The organism is Methylacidiphilum kamchatkense Kam1 (assembly GCF_007475525.1).
In the GTDB taxonomy this organism is placed as follows: Bacteria; Verrucomicrobiota; Verrucomicrobiia; order Methylacidiphilales; family Methylacidiphilaceae; genus Methylacidiphilum; species Methylacidiphilum kamchatkense.
This window is the reverse complement of the sequence record NZ_CP037899.1, coordinates 530,806-550,220: the sequence shown is the minus strand read 5'-3', so window position 1 is coordinate 550,220 and position 19,415 is coordinate 530,806. Positions and strand designations below refer to the sequence as shown.

Sequence of the window (19,415 nt, the reverse complement as noted above, 5' to 3'; positions counted from 1 at the left end):
AGTTCCTTATATTTCTAAATTATAAATAAGCGTAAGTATTACCTTGGTCAACTTTCTGCGAATCTTAGGTAAAGTAGAAACAAACTGAAAAAAAGGGATTGTTTCTTTAGGATGACTTACAAGATAACGAATAAGAGAGAAGGGTTTGGATTTCCCTTTTTCTGAATCCCAAGAAGACATTATTGCTCCCACTGGTAGCCTATCTCCATACTCATCACTAATAACTCGAATCGAACAAAAAGCCACTCCATGTGCCTGGACGGTATTATAGACTGCTTCCGTTTCCATATCGACAATTTGGGAAGCGGAAAGTTGCGCCATTTTTGATCTGCTTTCCGGGTCTGCAACAATAACATCAGAACAGACAGTCTTGTAGAGAGGCAATCCTTGCCCTAAAAGAATAGGACGTAGTTCTTCGGAGAGGTAATTTTCTACAGCGCATACTTCTCCTTTAAGGATTCCAGGAACCAAGGCACCAGAATAGCCAGCTAGAATAAATAGGGAGGGTGAAAAATTCCTTAATAAGAGTTCGGCACTTCGGGCAGACTTTCTTTTTCCCATCCCCAATACCATACCACAGATAGCCTTGCGAGCATATTCTCCTAAATAAAAAACATGTCCTTCTACTTCCTTTTTTTCTTTAAGAACATGGTCCAATATCTCCTTCCCTTCATGTTCGACAGCAAATCCAATGGCTATCATACAGCTGAAAGCCTCTTTTCCATGCACCCAAGAGTCGCATCTACCCAATAGGTAGCTCGCTCTTTAGCTTGTTGATATTGCCTATAATACTCCCCAATGACAAGTAGAGGCCATGCATTTCTGTACATATCGTATTTTAAGTAAAAAACGCCAGGGAATCCGGTACCAGTTAAGAATTCCTCAGCCCAAGATCCATCGGAAAGTTGTCGTTCACATAAATACTTAATTCCCCGTGTAACGCTCGGCCGGAAAATGTCGCCACATGCCATAATGCCACTTACAGCCCAAGCAGTTTGAGAAGCCGTACTTGGTCCTTTTCCTTTGAGCTGAGGATTATCATAAGAGGCTGGAGTTTCTCCCCATCCACCATCTTCATTCTGACAAGACTCTAGCCAATCCCTAGCCCTTAAAATCCATTCCTGAGTCATGTCTTCTCCAATCGCTTGCAATCCTCTTAAGGCCTGCCATGTCCCATAGATATAATTAACTCCCCACCTCCCCATCCAAGAGCCATCACTTTCTTGAGTTTCTTTTAGATAACGAATCGCTTTTTGTACAAACTTTTCATTTTTTCTAATCCCCATTTTGCCGAATAATTCTAATGCCCTTGCAGTTATATCCGAACAAGGAGGATCAAGTATCGCATTATGATCAGCAAAAGGAACATCTTCTAACCATTTCTTATAAACGTTTTTATCAAAAGCAGCCCACCCTCCATTCTTACATTGAAAACTGATGACCCATCGTAAAGCTCTCTGAATTACTTCTTCTTTCTTTATCTTATCATCTATATCAATCAGTCGCAGGGCCAAAAGTACCATGAGCGTATCATCCACATCTGGATAATACATGTTGTTGTACTCGAAAGCCCAACCACTAGCTTCAGGATGGGGATTTCTAACATGCCAATCCCCTTTGATTCTTATTTCTCTGTTTATTATCCAATGAGCAGCTTTCTTCAGCTGCGGAGCATTTCTTTCATAACCTGATTCAGCCAAAGCCACAAGGCCAACGGCTGTATCCCAAAGTGGAGAAAAACAGGGTTGTATTCTTAAATCATCGTTTTTCTGATCGTCTACTTCTAACGCCTCAAAATCAGCAATAGCCTTTTTTAGGATTGGATTGTCTTCGGTATATCCTAAAGCAATCAAAGCCATGATCGCATAATGCATGGCTGGGAAAATAGCTCCCAGGCCATCGGATCCAGCAGCTATACGCTCTAACATCCATTTTTCAGCTTTTTCTATCGCCATTTTCCTAAACGGCTTCAATGAAGTCTTATCCCAATATTGTAAAAATTTATCACAAGCTAAAAATAAACCTTCTTTAGACAAATATTTTGCCCCTTTCTTTAGCCAAGAAAACTTCCCACGTTCCGTTCCATAGGGGAAGAGCTCATGCAACTGCAATTTTTCAGGGAGAACTCTTGTCGGCTTAAAATGATGGATAATAGATAGGGGAACAAGCATGGTCCGGCTCCAGGCCGATATTTCATAGAGATTGAAAGGAAACCAATTCGGGAAAAGGATAATTTCTGGGGGGATAACAGGAAGGCGGTCCCATGGATAAACCCCTAAAAGGGCTAGCCCCAGCTTTGTATAAGTCATGCACTTAGGGATTCCTCCAAGCCTAAGAATAGTTGAGCGGGCTTTAGCCATTAAAGGTTCATCTGGAGAGAAACCAGCTAATTTAAGGGCGAAATAGGCTTTGACTGTGGCATTGACTTCACTAGGACCTCCAGGATAAATATTCCATCCGCCATCAGGAAGCTGCCTGTCCAGTATATGCTTTACCAATCGTTTCTGTTTTTTGTAGTCAATCTTTCCTCTCCAATGCATCAAGTGAATGCAATCGCAAGCGAGCGTCACATCCACAAACAATTCCCCTACCCAATGCCCATCTTCTTTTTGTATAGAAAGAAGATATCTTTGGGCTTTTTTAATCGTCTCTGCCACTTTTTGTGGAAAGTTTAAGGTTTCCTCAACTAAAGAAAGAGGGACAGAACGAAGCTTTTTATTGTCCCCAATCTCATTTTCCTTTTTTAAAAAAAGCCTTCCTGAATGCATGGAATGTTGGATAACTGTTCTTTTTGTTCGGGTCAATACGAAAAATTTGTACTAGATAACAAAAACCATTGTGACTAGGCAAACATCGATGCATTTAAAATAAACAGTTTGGCATTCCTTTGGCTTGCCTATGAAAGTGTATTTTAAAATCCAAACAGACAGGAGTCCTCAGAGTCATTCATAGTTCTTACACCAGATATAGGAAAGCCTCTTTTCTTGTCTATCCCAATTTTCTGATAGCTTTATGAATTACGAATGGGAAAAAATCCCTATTAAAGGATCCCAAAGAATAGGAAATCAGTTTGAATGCTTGTCAAGCTTTATGTCTTCCAGATGGAAAGCAGAATAACAATGGCAGTCATTGCCACAACCAGTTCCTGAGCCAAGAGGGATATTGGCTATTTATTTAAAGTAGCAATTCCAGAAAGAAGAAGCCCTCAGGTGCTTACCTGAGTTTTTTTTTGATACCTCTCCATTACTCTTTGCTATGAATAATCCTATCCAGGAATCCTGTCTCTTTTTTAATGGCATTAAACTCTTTTTCTAAAAAATTGATTGAAATATTCCACGCTGCTTCGGCAGTGGTAGGATCGTAATTTGTACTTGCAGGATCTGCAAAGCCGTGTTGAGCTTCAAAACTGTAAAATGTGAGTGGTTTTTTTTCTTCTTCTAATGCGTTGACAAAATGAATTATTTTTTCTTTCGAAATCGTCTGATCCTTTTCAGCATAAAAGTAGCACACTGGAACTCGAAGTTTGGAAAGTTTTCTTTTTTCAAGATTCACTTCTCCGTAGTAAATGACTACAGCGTTGATACCTTTTACATTGATCGCAGCTTCTAATGTGTATTCTCCACCGATGTCCCATCCAACTACTCCTACCTTGGTCGTGTGAAATCTAGGACTTTCATGAAGAAACCGGACAGCAGCTGCTATAACATTCAAAGCAGATTCTTCTCTAACAAATCTTCTCAAATCAGCAGCAGAAGAGCTATCCTTCGGAACGATACCGTTAAAAAGATCCACAGCTAAAGCCACATATCCATCTTTTGAAAAATGGTCTGCAAGGAATTTTATGCCTTGACTTAACCCCCAAATCCCTGGGACAAGAACCACACCACCTTTTGGCTCTTGATCTGGAATCGAAAGATAGCCCACATCATCAGATCCAAAATCCGTTAGTTTGACCATTGCACCCCGCAACACAGGCTCGGCAGGTTGGGATACGGAAGCTTCCACTCCCCCAGAATTCCTTATATAATTATTCGCCGACTGGGTCTTATCTTCGTGATTTAGAGCCTCTTGGCTTACTCCCTGTTGCATTGCCAACAAAGAAAAAAACAAAAAACAAAACAAAGCATGGATCATCTTGTTTGTTTTCAAAACATTCAATCGATCCATATACGAAAGAGCAGCAAAAGAAAAGTGTAGCATCGAAAATTAGAAGTGGTATGACAATTCTTTCAATCGCCTATTTCAAAAACAGTTAGAATTCCCAATATGATTGAGTCTAAGGGAAAACCCCACGCATCTCTTTAGCTTCAGCTACTTTTTTAATGCCTAGGGATAGAGCTGCCATTCTTGTGGAGACTTTTCTTTCCTGAGAAAATTTCATAATAGAATGTAACGTTGCAGAGAGAATTCGATAGAGAGCATCAAAAACTTCTCTTTCCGACCAAAAATAGCTTTGCATATCTTGCACCCATTCAAAATAACTCACAATTACACCTCCTGAATTGCATAAAATATCAGGTATGACAAAAATATCCTTTCTTTCCTCTAATATTTTATCAGCTTCTGGTGTTGTCGGACCATTTGCTCCTTCAGCTAAAATACGGCATTGTAATTTTCCTGCATTTTTTTTAGTTATCACTCTTTCTTTGGCTGCTGGGATTAACACATCACAGCGTTGGCAAAGCAAATCGAAACCATCAATTGGATCTGCTTCCGGAAATCCTGCCAACATGCCTGTTTTTTCTTTATAGGCACACAGATGGGCACAATTTATTCCTTTAGGATTATAAAGCGCCCCACTTAAATCAGAAACACCAATGAGGACTGCCCCTTGCTCGACAAGTTGTCTAACAGTAACGGATCCTACATTGCCAAAACCTTGGACAATGATCCGAAGAGGATTCGACATTTTTAAAATTTCGCTCACTTTTTTGACAAGAAAAGCCACGCCTCTTCCTGTAGCTTCTCTTCGTCCAAGGGACCCACCGATTGTCACCGGTTTGCCAGTAACAACCCCAGGCGCTGTATATCCTACCTGCATGGAATATGTATCCATCATCCATGCCATTATTTGTTCATTCGTCCCAATGTCCGGTGCGGGAATATCTTTCTGAGGACCAATAAAAGGAATCAACTCTTGAGTGTATCTCCTTGTCAACCCTTCAAGTTCTTTTTTACTCATTTCGCTTGGTTTACAGGCTACTCCGCCTTTGGCTCCACCAAAGGGCAAACCGACTAAGGCGCATTTCCAGCTCATCCACATTGCTAAAGCCGATATTTCTCCTAACGTGACGTCGGGATCAAACCGTATGCCTCCTTTTGTTGGGCCTAAAGCTAGATGATGTTGCACCCTATAGCCCACAAACATGCGAATAGTTCCATTGTCCATTTTAACTGGAAAGCTAACAGTAAGAGATCTTTGAGGCCACTTGATGATTTCTTTTGTCTTTTCTGATAACCCTAAAAAACTGGCTACTCTATGGAACTGCTCACAGGCCATTGCAAAAGTAGGATCGGAAAGAAGAAATTCCATGGTATTTCTAAGATTAAAATGAAAAATTAAAAAATATGTTGTTTTCTAATGGATAAAAAGTTTTTTAAAATTCTTTTTCCTTCTCTTGTCAAAATGGATTCTGGATGAAATTGAACCCCAAATACAGGATATTTTTGATGAGATAAGCCCATCACTTCGTCATCTTCTGTCCAAGCAGTAATGTGAAGACAAGAAGGGATACTCTCTTTTTCTACAATCAATGAATGGTATCGGGTGGCTTCAAATGGATTCGGTAAACCCCAAAAAAGCCCCTCTCCGTTATGATGAATGAAAGAGGTTTTCCCATGCATTAGTCTTTTAGCCCTTACTACTTTTGCGCCATACACATGTCCTATGCATTGATGGCCCAGACAAACCCCAAGAATTGGAATACATGGACCTAATCGATCAATGATCTCACACGATACTCCCGCATCGGCAGGACCTTTAGGACCTGGCGATATGACAATAAAATCGGGAGAAAGAGCAGCAACGGCTTCAACACTGATCTGATCATTTCTATACACTGTCGGCTCGATCCCAAGCTCTCCAAAATACTGTACCAGATTGTAAGTAAAAGAATCGTAGTTATCGATGACAAGAAGCATAAAATCCAAGGCTTCTAAAGACATCCTATCCTACAGGAAAGACTCTACTAAAGCAAGGGCTTTCATACCTGCTTTAGCTTTATTCGAAGATTCAAGGTATTCCCCAATAGGAGTACTATCCGCAACCAGACCGCCTCCAGCTTGAAGATACGCATACCCATTTTTTATCAAAATGGTTCTGATGGCTATACAGCTGTCCAAATAGCCAGAAAAGCTCAAACATCCTACAATGCCTGCATAAGGTCCTCTGCAAGTAGGTTCTAATTGAGATATGATTTGCATAGCCCTGACTTTAGGTGCTCCCGTTACGGTCCCTGCAGGGAAAGTCGCTTCTAAAACATCAAAAGGAGAGATGCCTTCACGAGCTATCCCCTCAACAGAAGAAACCATATGGATCACATGACTGTATTTTTCAATAACCATAAGTTCTTTGACAATAATCGAATTAAAAGCACAGACCCTTCCAATATCATTCCGAGCTAAATCAACAAGCATAATATGCTCGGCTTTCTCCTTCGGGTCATTTATGAGCTCCTCAACAATTTTTGCTTCTTCTTCCGGAGAATTTTGTCCCCTAGGCCTTGTTCCGGCAATAGGTCTGACATAGACTTTCCGCTTGTCGAACCGAACATGGACTTCAGGAGAGGAACCTACTAAAGAAAAATCTTTAAATTTTAAGCAAAACATATAAGGAGAAGGATTAATTAACCTTAAGGCTCTATAAACATCTATAGGATCCTTTTTGCATGGGGTATGCCATCTTTGGGAAGGAACAACCTGAAAAATATCTCCAGCCCTAATATATTCCTGCATTTTTTCCGTCATCGAAATGTATTCTTCCTTTGTCATATTGACTGCTAGCGGCAGTTCATGTCCACAGTCCGGGTTCCTCAAAAAAAGAGGGTGATACAACGGTTTGGAGAGAGCCTCTTGGAGATCGTCTAATTTTCTCTTTGCTTTTTCATAGGCCTCTAAGGCATTGTTTTCAATTATGGCATTGGCGATAAGAAACATTTTTCTTTCTTGATGATCAAAAATGATTAATGTGTCGGCTAGAAGAAAACAAAGATCAGGAACTTCTAAGTCGTCTTTTCGAGCCCTTGGAACTGATGGCTCGAAAAAGTGAACCATTTCGTATCCCAAATAACCCACTATTCCCCCAAAAAATCTGGCAGTTGAGGAACAGGGAATGCCTTGTAAGCATCCATGATTTTTTTTAGTTCGTTTAGTGGATTGGAATCAGTCCAAAAATCTACTTTTTTCCCGTCCCGATATTCTATTGTGATCTTTCTGCCATGAGCACTAATGATAAAATAGGGATCAGCGCCAAGATAGGAATAACGTCCAAATTTTCCACGGTCAGCAGATTCAAAAAGGAAAGAGTATCGAGAAGCATAAGAAATTTTAAGATAAGCCGAAACTGGGGTGTCCAGATCAGCTATGATTTCTCTTACTAATGGGATTACATTGGCAGTAGTAGCAATCTGAAGAAACTCCTTGAGGGTTGGGAAATCCATATACAGGATACTTTGGTTGAAAAGTCGGATAAGACAACCATAAAAACAATTTTTTGAAAACCTAAATGCTGTATTTGCTAGAGAAAAAAGCAAATAGCCTTTTAGGAAGTAAGAAGGAATGCAAGCAGAAAGAGGATTTTTTTATTCTAAAAGAATTCTTTCCATCAATTAATCTTGAAACGGATAGGGACATCTACATCTACATCAATAGGGAGTCCAAGCATCGTGGGTGGTTTAAATCTCCAGAATTTTTTTACTGTATTTTCTGCTGCCTGGTCTAATTCTGGATAACCAGAAGATTTACCAATTGTTACAGAAGTCGGATAACCAGAAGAGGAAACATGCACTCGTAAAATGACCAATCCCTGATGCCCTGCGGCTTTTGCCGCTGCGGGATAGGGGGGTGCTGGATTCCTAAGATATCCAGGCATCGTCATTTTGCCTGCTGGTGTTTTAGTGGCTTGAGGGATACCCTTTGGCTTTTGTACCGCTTTTGGCTTCGGAGGAGGTTGAACCACAGGTTTGGGCGCTTCCTGAGGCTGCGCCATCTCTTCTGGAATCGGAGTGGGAACCGGTTCTGGAGGAATAGGCGTTTCTGGGACATTTATAAGATCAACATCCACAGTGCTTTCACCAGCAGTAATGCCATATTCCACTTTTTGAATAAAAAAATACCCTACAACAAAAAGAAGGGTCGCATGGATCAACAAAGAAAAGAAATATCCAATATAATCGTTACGTTCCATTGGCTAATCCGTTTTTTTGAGTTTGAGGTTGAGGTTTGGTTGTCTGAATGGCTATCTTATTGATCCCAATTTTTCTAGCCTCATCAATGATCTTGACCACTAGTTCAAAAGAAGCGTTAGGCTCTCCTGTAACGAATATTTTGGGATCTGGATTAGAAGCTTTAATCTGATTCAACTTCGATGTTAATTCTTGAGAAAGCACTTTTTCTTTATCGAAAAGAAAATTGCCCTCTTCGAGCACCTTAACAGTTACCTGATCAGGTGGGGGTTGAGAAACAGCCGTGGTGCTTTTGGGAAGTTTAATCTGGATAGTCTCGTTTTTGACCATCGTCAAAGAAACGATCATAAAGGTTGCTAACAGGAAAAACATCACATCAATAAAAGGGATAATTTCTAACCTAGGTCGATGTTTTTCAGTCTGGATACGAATTTTCATCTCGCTATACTCCTTTAATTTGCCATTTTTTTTGGCTCCTCCTGCCCCCTTTCTATCGAACCATTTCCATATCCAACCTTTGATTGTTCACTTTAAGCGACTTTTTGAGTATCATTTCTAACCGCGTACAATAGCCTTCTATTTCTCTTCTGACTTTTTCAGTGCGCGCATTGAAAAAATTCAATGGAATAATGGCAATAATTGCAATGGCCAAACCAAAGCTCACCGCGATGAGAGATTCGGCTACGCCTCCGGTGATTGCCGCTTGTTTACCTGCTATTTCTCCAGTGCCAACAATACTAAAAGCATGCATCATCCCCGTTACCGTCCCCAGCAGTCCTAAAAGAGGCCCAAGGGTTACAGCCGTATCAAGAATCACAAGCCCACGAGAATACTTTTCTATCTGAGCACTAGCCGCTTCTATCATTGCATCCACTGGCATGCTATTTCTATGCCTTAAGCCTTCAACCAGAACTTGAGCCACAACAAATTTTGATTTTTCCCCTATCGCGATAGCTTCTTCGTACTTTCCCTTTTCAGTCAGTTCAAAGATCTTTTGCACAAGCTTTGGATTCCTTACGCTCTGTTCGGAAAGATAGAAAAAAACCCTTTCCAATAGCGCTGCTAAAGTCACTAGTCCAAGGATTAATATCGGCCACATCACTGGGCCACCCTTGAAAAAAAACTCAATCATATAAATACCTTTTCTAAATAGTTCTTTATTAAAAATATACTACCCAAAATCCTTTTATTCGCTCTATTTGACTAAGAGTAAGCAAGATTTTGAATAATCGTTCAGCAAGTTTAATGAAAAATAACACAAAATCATGAAACTTTATGTGAATTTATTATGGCAAATATATGGAGAGATTGTTACGGAAATGATATGTATAATTTATTTGTTATTAAAAAGTTATTAAATGACTCACAAAAAATAAAAAAAATTATATAAGAAAATGCTTTTTAAAATCTATTTCATAGATTTTTTGATTTTTTTAATAAATCATTTTTCTAGATTTACTCCTGTAAAGCTAATGTCAATCTAAATTCTAACGAATGCACTGCCTTCCTGTTTCTGCCAGCTTATCCGTATCCGTCGGTGCAGATTGACATCGCAATATCAAGAGCAACCTAGATGACCAGCCCATGAGAAAGCAAAAGCAACAAAAAGCTACAAAAGTTCTACTAACTAAAAACGTTGGATGAAATCTGGACTAAAGCAAAGCTTTCTTCCTACTCCATTTCTAGCGGTTATTTTTCTTAAAAAAACTCTTCTTTACCTTCTATCTACAAGCCGCTCAAGGCATTTACACTCTAAAAACAAGTGAATTTCTTTGAAACTTTTTTTAAACATAGCAAAATACTATGCAAACTACTCTGCTATTTTTTTGGCAAAAATACCTATGAATTAGGGATGGACACTTGGGGTGAACAACAATCAACCACATAAAGAAAGGACAGTGTGAGGACTCCATTTCTTTTTTGTACCGATTTCGATGGCACGCTCCTTTCTGTTGGAGAGGAAAGAAAAATTGCCACAGAGTTTTATGAATTACTCCAAAAGAAAAAAAAACAGGACACTTTTGTATGGGTAATTAATACAGGAAGAAGCTGGGAAAGTCTTTTTGAAGAATTGAACAGGCTCCAAATCCCCTTTTTACCAGATTGGGTTGTTCTTTACGAAAAAGAAATATTTAAAGTCCAAGGCCTCCAGATTTTTCCTCACCAAGAGTGGAATCTCAAATGCAGAAACTACCATAAAATTTTATTTGATTCCATAGGGTTTTTCTTTGAAGAACTTGCCAACTACTTAATTCTTCATACAAAGGCTACAATTCATAGTTCCTCGTGGTCGCCTATTGAAGTTGAAGCTTCCAGTAACCAGGAGGCTGATCAGATCTCTTTGTATATAGATCAAAAACTGCAAAATTTGCCTTTTTTAACTTACCACCGTAATTTTGTTTACTTTCGCTTTGCCCACAAAGACTTTCATAAGGGATCGGCTTTAAAGCAGATCCAGCAGCTTCTAGGAATAAGTCCTAAAAATTCCATGGCCTGCGGTGACCATTTCAATGATTTACCCATGCTTGAAATACAATTAGCTTCGCATCTGGCCTGTCCTGCAAATGCCGTGAAGGAAGTAAAAGACAAGGTTATTAAGCAAGGTGGATATGTAGCCAAAAAAGAAGCTTCTTTAGGAATTACCGAAGCCTTATTGAGGCTAGAAGAAAATTTTGATTTTAATCAATGCTCAATCCAACGCTCCTGATGATCCAATTGGATTGCTGAACAAGTTTTTTTTCTTTTAAAACTAAAGAATAAATACGTAGAGTTGCTTCTACAACTTTTTGCCAATCGTGCTGTTTTGCTGTTTCGCGAGCACTATGACCCATTTTTTTTCTTATCAACGGATCAGAAAGTTTGCTATAAGCCATCGCTATTTCCTGTGGATCTTCTGTATTGACAATCTTCAGAGCATTGACCCCTTCCATCGCAACATCCCATGCTCCAATCTCAGCTGACAAAATAACTGGCAGGCCCGAAGCCATAGCTTCTAAGACCACCATCCCAAAACTCTCAAATCGAGAAAGAAGAATAAGAAAATCCGCAGCTTTATAAAAATTTTCGATTTCCTCAGAGACTAAGCCTATGAAACCTACCTGATTGGCAATTCCTTTCGATCTCAAAAAAGAGCCCATCGCTTCATGATCCCCTTTTCCTACGACTAGAAGATTGATTATCAGCCCTCTTTTTTTCGCTTCCGCTATGCCAAGACAGATTTGAGGCAATCCTTTAAGTTTCCAGTTATTTCCAACAAATAGCCCAAGAAGATGCTGCCTGTGCCATCCAAATCTATTCAATATTTTCTCTCTCTGTTCAGTTTTATCTTTATCCTGACAAAACCGATCGAACTCCACTCCAGGGCTTATAACTTGTACCTTTGAGAGAAGATCGGGATAATACTGAGCAAATGCAGTTTTGGCACGCTGAGAATTAGGTAAAATCCAAGAAAGGTTCTTAGAATAGAGTGTTTTTTTTTCAAGCCGTCGAATCAAATGGTTATAGGGAGAAAGCATATTTTTTTTCTGAATTTCTTTTACCCAGAACAAATGTGGAACTCCAAAAGTAATGACATCACAGTTAGCGACCAAATCATGGCAATGAACAAGGTCATATTTTCCATTCTGAACCATTTGATGCGCATTCCAACAGAAAGACAACCGAGTAGCGCATCGACTGATTTTCAAAATAGGCACTTTATGACAAATAATCCTGGGATTAGTTTCTTTCCATCGAGCAGCAAAAAGATTTACTTCCATAAAAGGAAGACGGCTGATTCGTTCTGTGACCTGCCATACAAATCGCTCGGCGCCTCCCTCATAGCCATATTCCATTGTAACGATTGCTATTCGCAAGGGGCTCATCTTTACTTTATCTCTCATAAAGCTTCCTACCCGTAGCAATAACCGTTCGCCCAAGCATTAAGTCGAGAGAATTGACAAGAGTGACATAGGGGAGGTTCTCTTTTTGAATAGTCCGGTATTTAGCTTGTTCTTTAAAAAAAGAAATAGCTCCAAAGAATTTAATCGGTAGATAAAAGAAGGAAAGAGCAATCATCGATGACCTTTGGTATTTATCTACGGAAATTTCTATCTTGGAAAACCCAGCTTCATGGAGGCCATGAACAAGATAGAAAAAGTGGACCGGGTTTATATGCCCATCGGTATCTTCCCTTTGGACATGATCGAATGGCAAAGGGCCAAAGAGATTCCAAAAACCAAATGAAAAAAAACGCATCCGTGATTTGAGATTCAATAAATTTGGTGTAGAAATCACTACTAATCCTTGTGGCTTTAATACTCTGTACATTTCTTGGAGAAGTTTCCGGTAATTGTTGAGATGTTCCACCACCTCTGTACAAGTGATGATATCAAAAGAATTATCAGAATAAGGTAAGGGATCTGTATTGAGATCTACGACCTCGACTTTTTGATTTTTTACTTCCATCCATTTATCCGTGTAATCACAAGCAAATGTCGACAAATCCCATTTTTCTTTGACCAATCGTATTAACTCTCCTTTGCCACTCCCAATATCCAAAAGCTTTTTCTTTGAAGAGAGATCTATCCTCTGCTCTATTTTCCTAATTACAGAATGGTATATTGAATAGGTACTCATATTTCATTCATAAAGAGTTTTTTAGAAACACTAATCAAGCTGCTCCCTCCAAACATAACTGGGAATGACTCATTATCGTCCATGCAATACTTCTTTCTTCTAGTTGCTGGTTGCAGTCTGCCATAAAGCCAAATAAGGAGTCCTAAAGGCCAAAGAAAAAGGATCTGCCTCCATTTGATCTTGTCTTTTTCCAGAAAAAGCGGTTTTAACCCATTCCATTCAAGAATCTGTTTCATTTCGACCCAAGTCATAAGATTTTGGTGGTCAAAACCACTCCCTTTTTCTTTGAATTCATTTGGCGAAATGAACCGATAAAAACTTCCACGGAGGAGGTAATTAAGTCTTTCTTCAAGATTGCAAATATTGGGAGTGGAAAGAATGAAATAGCCTCCCTGACGAAGCACCCGTGAAATTTCACGAATAAACTGAAATGGATTTTCAAGGTGCTCGATTCCCTCTAAAGAAACGACCAGATCGAAAAATTCATCTTCAAAAGGAATCGAATTGTTCAAATCAGCCTTTTTACGGATAACATAGGATTGGACCGATTCAGATTGTGCTAAATCGATATCCACTCCAAAAACCTGATATCCATTCTGAAATAAAATAACACTTAAGGCTCCTGGTCCCATTGGCACATCGAGTACTTTCGACCCTTTCGCCAGATTCAATTTTCCAATCAACGAAATGACCGCTTGATGAATTTCTTCCCTCGCTCTTGGCTTTGGAAGCATCGGATTAGTAGACAGCGGATTATCCATAAACGCCTTATCTTAGTTCTATTAAAACAGTTCTAAAACAACTAAAAATGATATTTTTACTTCTTTTTCTCTGTTGTTTCACAGCTTCCCATAGACTCTTGAGGATTCCAGTGGTTGACATAATCAAGTCGGTATTTGGGCAAGCTTTGAGGAAAAGTTTGTTGTAGATAGGCGATCATTTTTTCTCGAACCAAGCAACGGAGATCCCAAAGTTTTGAAGAATTTTCGGCGCTCAAAAGAATCCGCACTTCCATGGCTTTGTCCGTTGCCTGAGTGACTTGGATAGTCGCGACTTTTTGATCCCATAGAGGACAGGAAGAAAGAATTTCTTGGAGTTGTTTTCGTAACGAATCGACGGGAATGGAATAATCCACATAAATATACACTGTGCCCATGATTTCTGATGAATGCCGAGTCCAATTCTCGAAGAAATTCGAAGTAAAGTAGCTGATGGGAAGGACGAGCCTACGATGATCCCATACATGGACTACGACATAAGTAAGAGTAATTTCTTCAATGGTTCCCCAATATCCCTGGACTACGACAATGTCCCCAAGCCTAATCGGTTGGGTGATCGCTAATTGAATGCCTGCAAAAATGTTCGAAAAAATGTGTTGGGCAGCAAATCCAACGACAATACCTATAACACCGGCTGAAGCCAGCATACTTGTCCCTATATGCCTGACTTCTGGGAATAACATCAAAATGGAAGAAACGGCAAAGAGAATGATTAAAAAATACAGAATTCTTTCAATAACTTTGACCTGGGTATAAACTTTTCTCTTTGTAAAATCATTTTCTGCTTTTTTCCACCTATGAATAATAAATTCCCCACCAATAGCCACTGACTCAAAAAAAAAGTAAGCTAAAAGAAAAATGAGTAAAATTTCAACGATCTTGTTTAAGATTACTCTAATTTCTGAACGAAAAGGATAGATTTCAAAGACCCCTGATATGCCAATAACAGGAATCACAATGTAGAGCATGCGAGCAAGTCGAGTCGCCAAGATATTTCTAAATTGTTCTCTATTGCTAAACCTCTGTTTGACGATTTCCAGATTGGTTTTAGCCAGACGAAACAAAAACCACCAGAAAGCAAAATACCAAACGAAAGACAATCCCCAGAAAAGGCCAATAAAAGAAATTGTGATTGAAAAGCGTTCTTCTACGTAGATGGTTGCGAAAATCGCCACCACAATGGAGACCGTAAAAAGAATAGCTATCCAAAGAGGAAGCCATAAACTTTGAAGAAAGACTTTAAGATAACTAAGGTGTCTTTGAAAGGAATCGATTGTCAGTTTTTTTTCTATCAAATGCCGTATTGGCCTACTTAGTAAATAGAAAAGAATTGTTGCCAATGCGACAAAGCCAAACTGCCCCAACGGATACAGTAGGGAAAAATCAAAACTGAACATTGGTTTTATTTCTCCTTTTTTTTAGTTCTGGGGAATACCAAAATGAAATTCGACTAAAATGTTGAAAACGCCCGTGTCTTATTTGTAGACATAGCATTAATCGCAATGAATGACAATAACCCAATTTTACCACCAGTATGCTCCCGGTCCCCAACCCCACGCATGTAGATTGCCTTCTGGCTGATCATACCAGTTAGTGGAATTTTTTCCATAAGTCATCGGTTCTTTCCAGGGAGAGATCCGTTTTGTGCGAATAAGAGGAAACAAGGATCCTTCTTCAGGGATGATTCCCTGAGCAGCACCTTCTACAATACCGGTTAAAGTAACTACTGTTCCAACAGAAAATAAAGTAGGATCGATTTCTTGAGAAACTTCGGCTATAAATCTACCTTCTGATGGCAAATCGACTGCTGGTTTGCCGCTATCATCCAATGGAAGTTCTATAATCTCTAAGTAGGTTTTTTTGCCACTTTTCTTAAAGGCTGCCACCGTTCCTCCAAGGAAAACTTCTTTGCCTTTATATCTTTTAGGTCGAGCAGTGAGATTTATAAAAGAAGGCTGCCTTTTCAAACGTTCCATTTTGACATTTGTAAAAGGCGCGCAGCCTGAAAGGAAACAGACAATGCTGCTAAAAATAAGTAAGAAAAAGACTTTTATAATTTTATACAAACAAAATTCTAGTTTTAGCCGAAATTATATTGTTAGACAAACAAAATTCAATCTATGAACATAAGATTTTTTGCTTTATTTCTTTTATTTCTTTATAAATAAGAAACGAAAAAACGCGTTCTTAAAACTATATGTGGCTTGTAAAACTATCCCTAAAGAAGCCTTATACCATTGGGGTCATGGCCATTCTTATTTTTTTCCTTGGTTTTTTTACGATAAAAACGACCCCTACCGATATATTCCCTGAAATTAATATTCCTGTTGTTGTAGTCACTTGGCAATATCTGGGACTAGTTCCTACCGATATGACTAATTATATCACTACATTCAGCGACTATCAGATCGCCAATTACGTTGATGGGGTCAAACGTATCGATTCTAATGTTTATTTTGGTTTTTCTGTCAGCAAAATTTACTTTCAGCCCTATGTCGATATCTCCATGGCGGTAGCAGAAATTACGGCGGTCCTACAGCCCATTATTAAAAGAATGCCGCCTGGTACGACTCCACCTCTTATCTTTCGGTTTAATGCTTCATCGGTTCCCGTGCTTCAAATTGCCGTCTCTAGTTCTTCTCTTTCCGAATCAGCTCTGTATGATTATACTATTTGGCAGCTTCGCAGGGATCTGTTATCTGTAAAAGGAACGATGTTTCCTCCTCCATGGGGAGGTAAGGTCAGATGGATGACAGTGGATTTAGATACCAATCAGCTTATTGCTAGAGGTGTCTCCGCTCAAGATGCTTTAGATGCCTTGGTTGGACAAGTTCTTAATTATCCTTCCGGGGATGTAAAAATAGGGGATAGGGACTATTTTGTCACATTAAATAATGTCCCCAAAAACCTTTTTGAAATAAATGATTTCCCAATCAAGCGCGTCTATGATCCCAATGTTGCCTATGTTCGGAAAAATATTAACGATCGAATTATTTATTTTCGAGATGTTGGGACAGTTCATGATGGAGGAGTGCCTCAAGTTAACCTCGTCAGATTAAATGGTGTTCATGGGATCCTCATGACCACACTCAAAACCATGGGAGCTTCGACTATCCAAATAGTCGATCAAATAAAATCTCTTCTACCGGAAATCCGTAAAGCTAATCCTGACAAAAGAATTCAAGAACTATTCGACCAATCTGTATTTGTGCGTGCTGCTATAAAAGGAGTGGTCTTTGAAGCATCCTCAGCCGCTCTACTCACAGGTCTTATGATATTGCTTTTCCTACGCAGTCCCCGGAGTACTTTTGTGGTTTTAACTTCGATTCCACTCTGTATTTTTACTGCTTTGTTCTTGCTCAAACTCTTTGGCTACACTCTAAACTTAATGACGCTTGGGGGATTGGCTTTATCTGTGGGCATACTCGTAGACGATGCCACAGTCGCTGTCGAAAATATTCATAGAAACAAAGAATTGGGGAAGCCTCCATTACAATCGATCATGGACGGCTCCCAACAAATAGCTCTTCCTGCATTTGTAGCCACGTTGTCTATCTCTATCGTATTTACCTCAGTAATCTTTTTGGAAGGTCCTCCTCGATTCCTTTTCATTCCAATGGCCTTAGCAGTAGTTCTTTCCCTTCTTTTTTCCTATGTCCTTTCACGTTCTCTTGTCACAACCATGATACTTTTGCTAGAATCCAAGCCTGATGAAGGAAGGAAAACCGATCAATTTTTTTCCTTTTTTTATAAAATACAAAGTTCTTTCTATAACAACTTTGAAAGGGCCCGAGCTGCCTATTCAAAAGCCCTTAGAGCCGTCTTAACGAATAGAAAGAAATTTTATTTTGGGGTTTCCTTTTTCATTATTTCAAGCTTGCTAACCTTCCCCTTTATTGGCCGAGATTTCTTTCCCACAGTTGATGCAGGAATCATGCGGCTCCATGTCTACACTCCAACAGGAACCCGTCTTGAAAAGACTGAAGAATACTTCTCAAGGATAGAAGCAACAATAAAAAAAATCATCCCTCCGACTGAATTGGAAACGATCGTCGATAATATAGGAATACCAATCTATTTTATGGCGACTCTAGCCATGTCTGATTCGATGAATCAGGGCTCTTTCGATGGGGAAATCATGATCAATCTAAAAGAAAAACACCGACCTACAGCATTCTATGTGAAGAAACTCAGGAAAACGCTAAGAAAAGAATTTCCAGATTGTGTTTTCTTTTTCCAGCCTGCAGATATGGTCAATCAAGTGCTCAATTTTGGAACACCTGCTCCAATTGATGTTCAAGTTATTGGAACCGATGAGAAGCTTACTGCTGAATTTGCCGTCAAATCTCTTTCAGCCATTAGAAAAATTCCAGGCATTGCTGATGCTCACATTCACCAACGGTTCGATTACCCGACTCTTCATCTTGAAGTGGATAAAGTAAGGGCTATAGAAATGGGTTTGTTTCAAGTCCATATCGCTAACAACGTTCTTAACCAATTATCAAGTAGTTATATGGTTAGGCCTACTTACTGGCCGGATCCCAAAACAACCATAAATTATCCCCTCTTAACTTTTAGTCCACAATTAAAATTTAACTCTATCAATGACTTGTTAAACATCCCACTTACTTCCATTACAACGCCGTTTTTGGTTGGTAGCTCACCTTCAGTCGAATCAACACAAACACTTCTTGGCAATGTTTTGAATCCCGAACTCTTGGCAAACGTTGTTAGCCTAACCCACACACTAGAACCTGCAATGATAAGCCACTCCACAATGAAACCAGTCTTTGACATCTTATGCAATGTCCAAGACAGGGATTTAGGCTCTGTAGCTGCCGCCATTGAAAAAAAACTTGAACCATTAAGAAAAAAACTGCCCCCACTCTATCGGATCAATGTTAGTGGACAAGTTACTAGCATGAATAGTGCCTTTCAGCAATTGGGATTTGGGATAGTTTTTGCTATCATTCTAGTCTATCTTTTGATGGTGATCAATTTTCAGTCATGGCGAGAACCCTTCATAATCCTAACAGGATTACCCATTGCTGCCTGTGGGGTTTTATGGATGCTTTTCCTTACTCGCACAACATTTAATGTTCCTTCTCTTATGGGCATTTTAATGGCTATAGGAGTTACAAGTTCCAACAGCATTCTTTTAATTACTTTCGCAAATCAAAGGCTCAGGGAAGGATTAGGTCCTCTTGAAGCATCGATTGAAGCCGGAACCATTCGATTTAGACCCATATTGATGACCGCTACAGCCATGATTATTGGCATGCTGCCTATGTCCCTGGGATTGACTGAAGGTGGGGAACAATACATGCCGTTAGGCAGGGCCGTGATTGGTGGACTGCTGATAGGAACATTGGGAACTCTCTTTTTTGTTCCTTCCATGTTTACAACTATCCGGCAAGGGAAAAAATAAGGAGTAAGAGCCAATGGGTATTATTAAGGTAAAAAAAACCTTAGGAATGACGATAAGGAAGTGCTTCCTGCCCAAAACAAGAAAAGTTCTTTTTTTTCTTCCGTAGCCTTCTTTTTAAAAGAAAAAGGAGCAAGGGTTTTAAGAGCCTCGAAAAAGAAAAATCCCCTTTTTATTTTAGGAGGAGTCCTT

General features: G+C 39.4%; 16 protein-coding genes and 1 pseudogene. 2 read left to right on the top strand and 15 right to left on the bottom strand.

Annotated features, from left to right (window positions below):
- Positions 1 to 6: 6 nt before the first annotated feature.
- The 10 genes and pseudogenes from kam1_RS02585 to kam1_RS02545 all read right to left on the bottom strand — a co-directional run bounded on the left by kam1_RS02585 (position 7) and on the right by kam1_RS02545 (position 9,534).
- Positions 7 to 702, bottom strand: coding sequence for a phosphorylase family protein (locus kam1_RS02585; RefSeq protein ID WP_039721238.1), 696 nt, complete (start codon positions 700 to 702; stop codon positions 7 to 9).
- A complete protein-coding gene (shc, locus tag kam1_RS02580; RefSeq protein ID WP_039721239.1) occupies positions 699 to 2,768 on the bottom strand; it encodes a squalene--hopene cyclase in 2,070 nt (689 codons plus the stop codon). The genes kam1_RS02585 and shc overlap by 4 nt, the downstream gene beginning before the upstream one ends.
- Before the next feature lie 475 nt (positions 2,769 to 3,243).
- The gene (locus kam1_RS02575) at positions 3,244 to 4,134 is read right to left on the bottom strand and encodes a dienelactone hydrolase family protein (protein ID WP_244946136.1); all 891 of its coding nucleotides are present in this window, start codon (positions 4,132 to 4,134) and stop codon (positions 3,244 to 3,246) included.
- A gap of 142 nt (positions 4,135 to 4,276) precedes the next feature.
- Positions 4,277 to 5,533 (bottom strand): Glu/Leu/Phe/Val family dehydrogenase, encoded by a 1,257-nt coding sequence (locus tag kam1_RS02570; protein ID WP_039721240.1) that lies wholly within the window; start codon positions 5,531 to 5,533, stop codon positions 4,277 to 4,279.
- Between the two features lie 26 nt (positions 5,534 to 5,559).
- Positions 5,560 to 6,141: an anthranilate synthase component II gene (locus kam1_RS02565; RefSeq protein ID WP_039721377.1), complete on the bottom strand. Its 582-nt coding sequence runs from the start codon at positions 6,139 to 6,141 to the stop codon at positions 5,560 to 5,562.
- A gap of 30 nt (positions 6,142 to 6,171) precedes the next feature.
- On the bottom strand, positions 6,172 to 6,954 hold the full coding sequence (locus tag kam1_RS10445; protein ID WP_244946185.1) for an anthranilate synthase component I family protein: 783 nt from the start codon (positions 6,952 to 6,954) through the stop codon (positions 6,172 to 6,174).
- 252 nt (positions 6,955 to 7,206) lie between these two features.
- Positions 7,207 to 7,658: pseudogene (locus tag kam1_RS10440) on the bottom strand (anthranilate synthase component I); the annotation flags it as partial.
- Between the two features lie 164 nt (positions 7,659 to 7,822).
- Positions 7,823 to 8,404: an energy transducer TonB family protein gene (locus kam1_RS02555; RefSeq protein ID WP_039721241.1), complete on the bottom strand. Its 582-nt coding sequence runs from the start codon at positions 8,402 to 8,404 to the stop codon at positions 7,823 to 7,825.
- Positions 8,394 to 8,840 carry an ExbD/TolR family protein gene (locus kam1_RS02550; protein ID WP_039721242.1) on the bottom strand — a complete coding sequence of 149 codons (447 nt, stop codon included), beginning with the start codon at positions 8,838 to 8,840 and terminating at the stop codon, positions 8,394 to 8,396. The genes kam1_RS02555 and kam1_RS02550 overlap by 11 nt, the downstream gene beginning before the upstream one ends.
- Positions 8,841 to 8,892: 52 nt before the next feature.
- Positions 8,893 to 9,534 (bottom strand): MotA/TolQ/ExbB proton channel family protein, encoded by a 642-nt coding sequence (locus kam1_RS02545; protein WP_039721243.1) that lies wholly within the window; start codon positions 9,532 to 9,534, stop codon positions 8,893 to 8,895.
- A gap of 768 nt (positions 9,535 to 10,302) precedes the next feature.
- Here kam1_RS02545 and kam1_RS02540 point away from each other — a divergent pair.
- Positions 10,303 to 11,109, top strand: coding sequence for an HAD family hydrolase (locus tag kam1_RS02540; protein ID WP_039721244.1), 807 nt, complete (start codon positions 10,303 to 10,305; stop codon positions 11,107 to 11,109).
- Here kam1_RS02540 and kam1_RS02535 read toward each other — a convergent pair.
- The 5 genes from kam1_RS02535 to kam1_RS02515 form a co-directional block, all read right to left on the bottom strand.
- Positions 11,081 to 12,265: a glycosyltransferase family 4 protein gene (locus kam1_RS02535; RefSeq protein WP_235277095.1), complete on the bottom strand. Its 1,185-nt coding sequence runs from the start codon at positions 12,263 to 12,265 to the stop codon at positions 11,081 to 11,083. The two genes, kam1_RS02540 and kam1_RS02535, sit on opposite strands and share 29 nt — an antisense overlap.
- 7 nt (positions 12,266 to 12,272) lie before the next feature.
- Entirely contained in the window at positions 12,273 to 13,019 is a 747-nt protein-coding gene (locus tag kam1_RS02530) for a class I SAM-dependent methyltransferase (RefSeq protein WP_039721246.1), read from the bottom strand.
- Positions 13,016 to 13,780 carry a class I SAM-dependent methyltransferase gene (locus kam1_RS02525; RefSeq protein WP_039721247.1) on the bottom strand — a complete coding sequence of 255 codons (765 nt, stop codon included), beginning with the start codon at positions 13,778 to 13,780 and terminating at the stop codon, positions 13,016 to 13,018. The genes kam1_RS02530 and kam1_RS02525 overlap by 4 nt, the downstream gene beginning before the upstream one ends.
- 56 nt (positions 13,781 to 13,836) lie before the next feature.
- Positions 13,837 to 15,195 (bottom strand): mechanosensitive ion channel family protein, encoded by a 1,359-nt coding sequence (locus kam1_RS02520; RefSeq protein ID WP_039721248.1) that lies wholly within the window; start codon positions 15,193 to 15,195, stop codon positions 13,837 to 13,839.
- 126 nt (positions 15,196 to 15,321) lie between these two features.
- Positions 15,322 to 15,864, bottom strand: a complete 543-nt coding sequence (locus tag kam1_RS02515) for a Slp family lipoprotein (RefSeq protein WP_079254243.1) — start codon at positions 15,862 to 15,864, stop codon at positions 15,322 to 15,324.
- A gap of 131 nt (positions 15,865 to 15,995) precedes the next feature.
- Between kam1_RS02515 and kam1_RS02510 the strand changes: the two genes are divergently transcribed.
- Positions 15,996 to 19,226 (top strand): efflux RND transporter permease subunit, encoded by a 3,231-nt coding sequence (locus tag kam1_RS02510; RefSeq protein WP_143958217.1) that lies wholly within the window; start codon positions 15,996 to 15,998, stop codon positions 19,224 to 19,226.
- Positions 19,227 to 19,415: the final 189 nt, after the last annotated feature.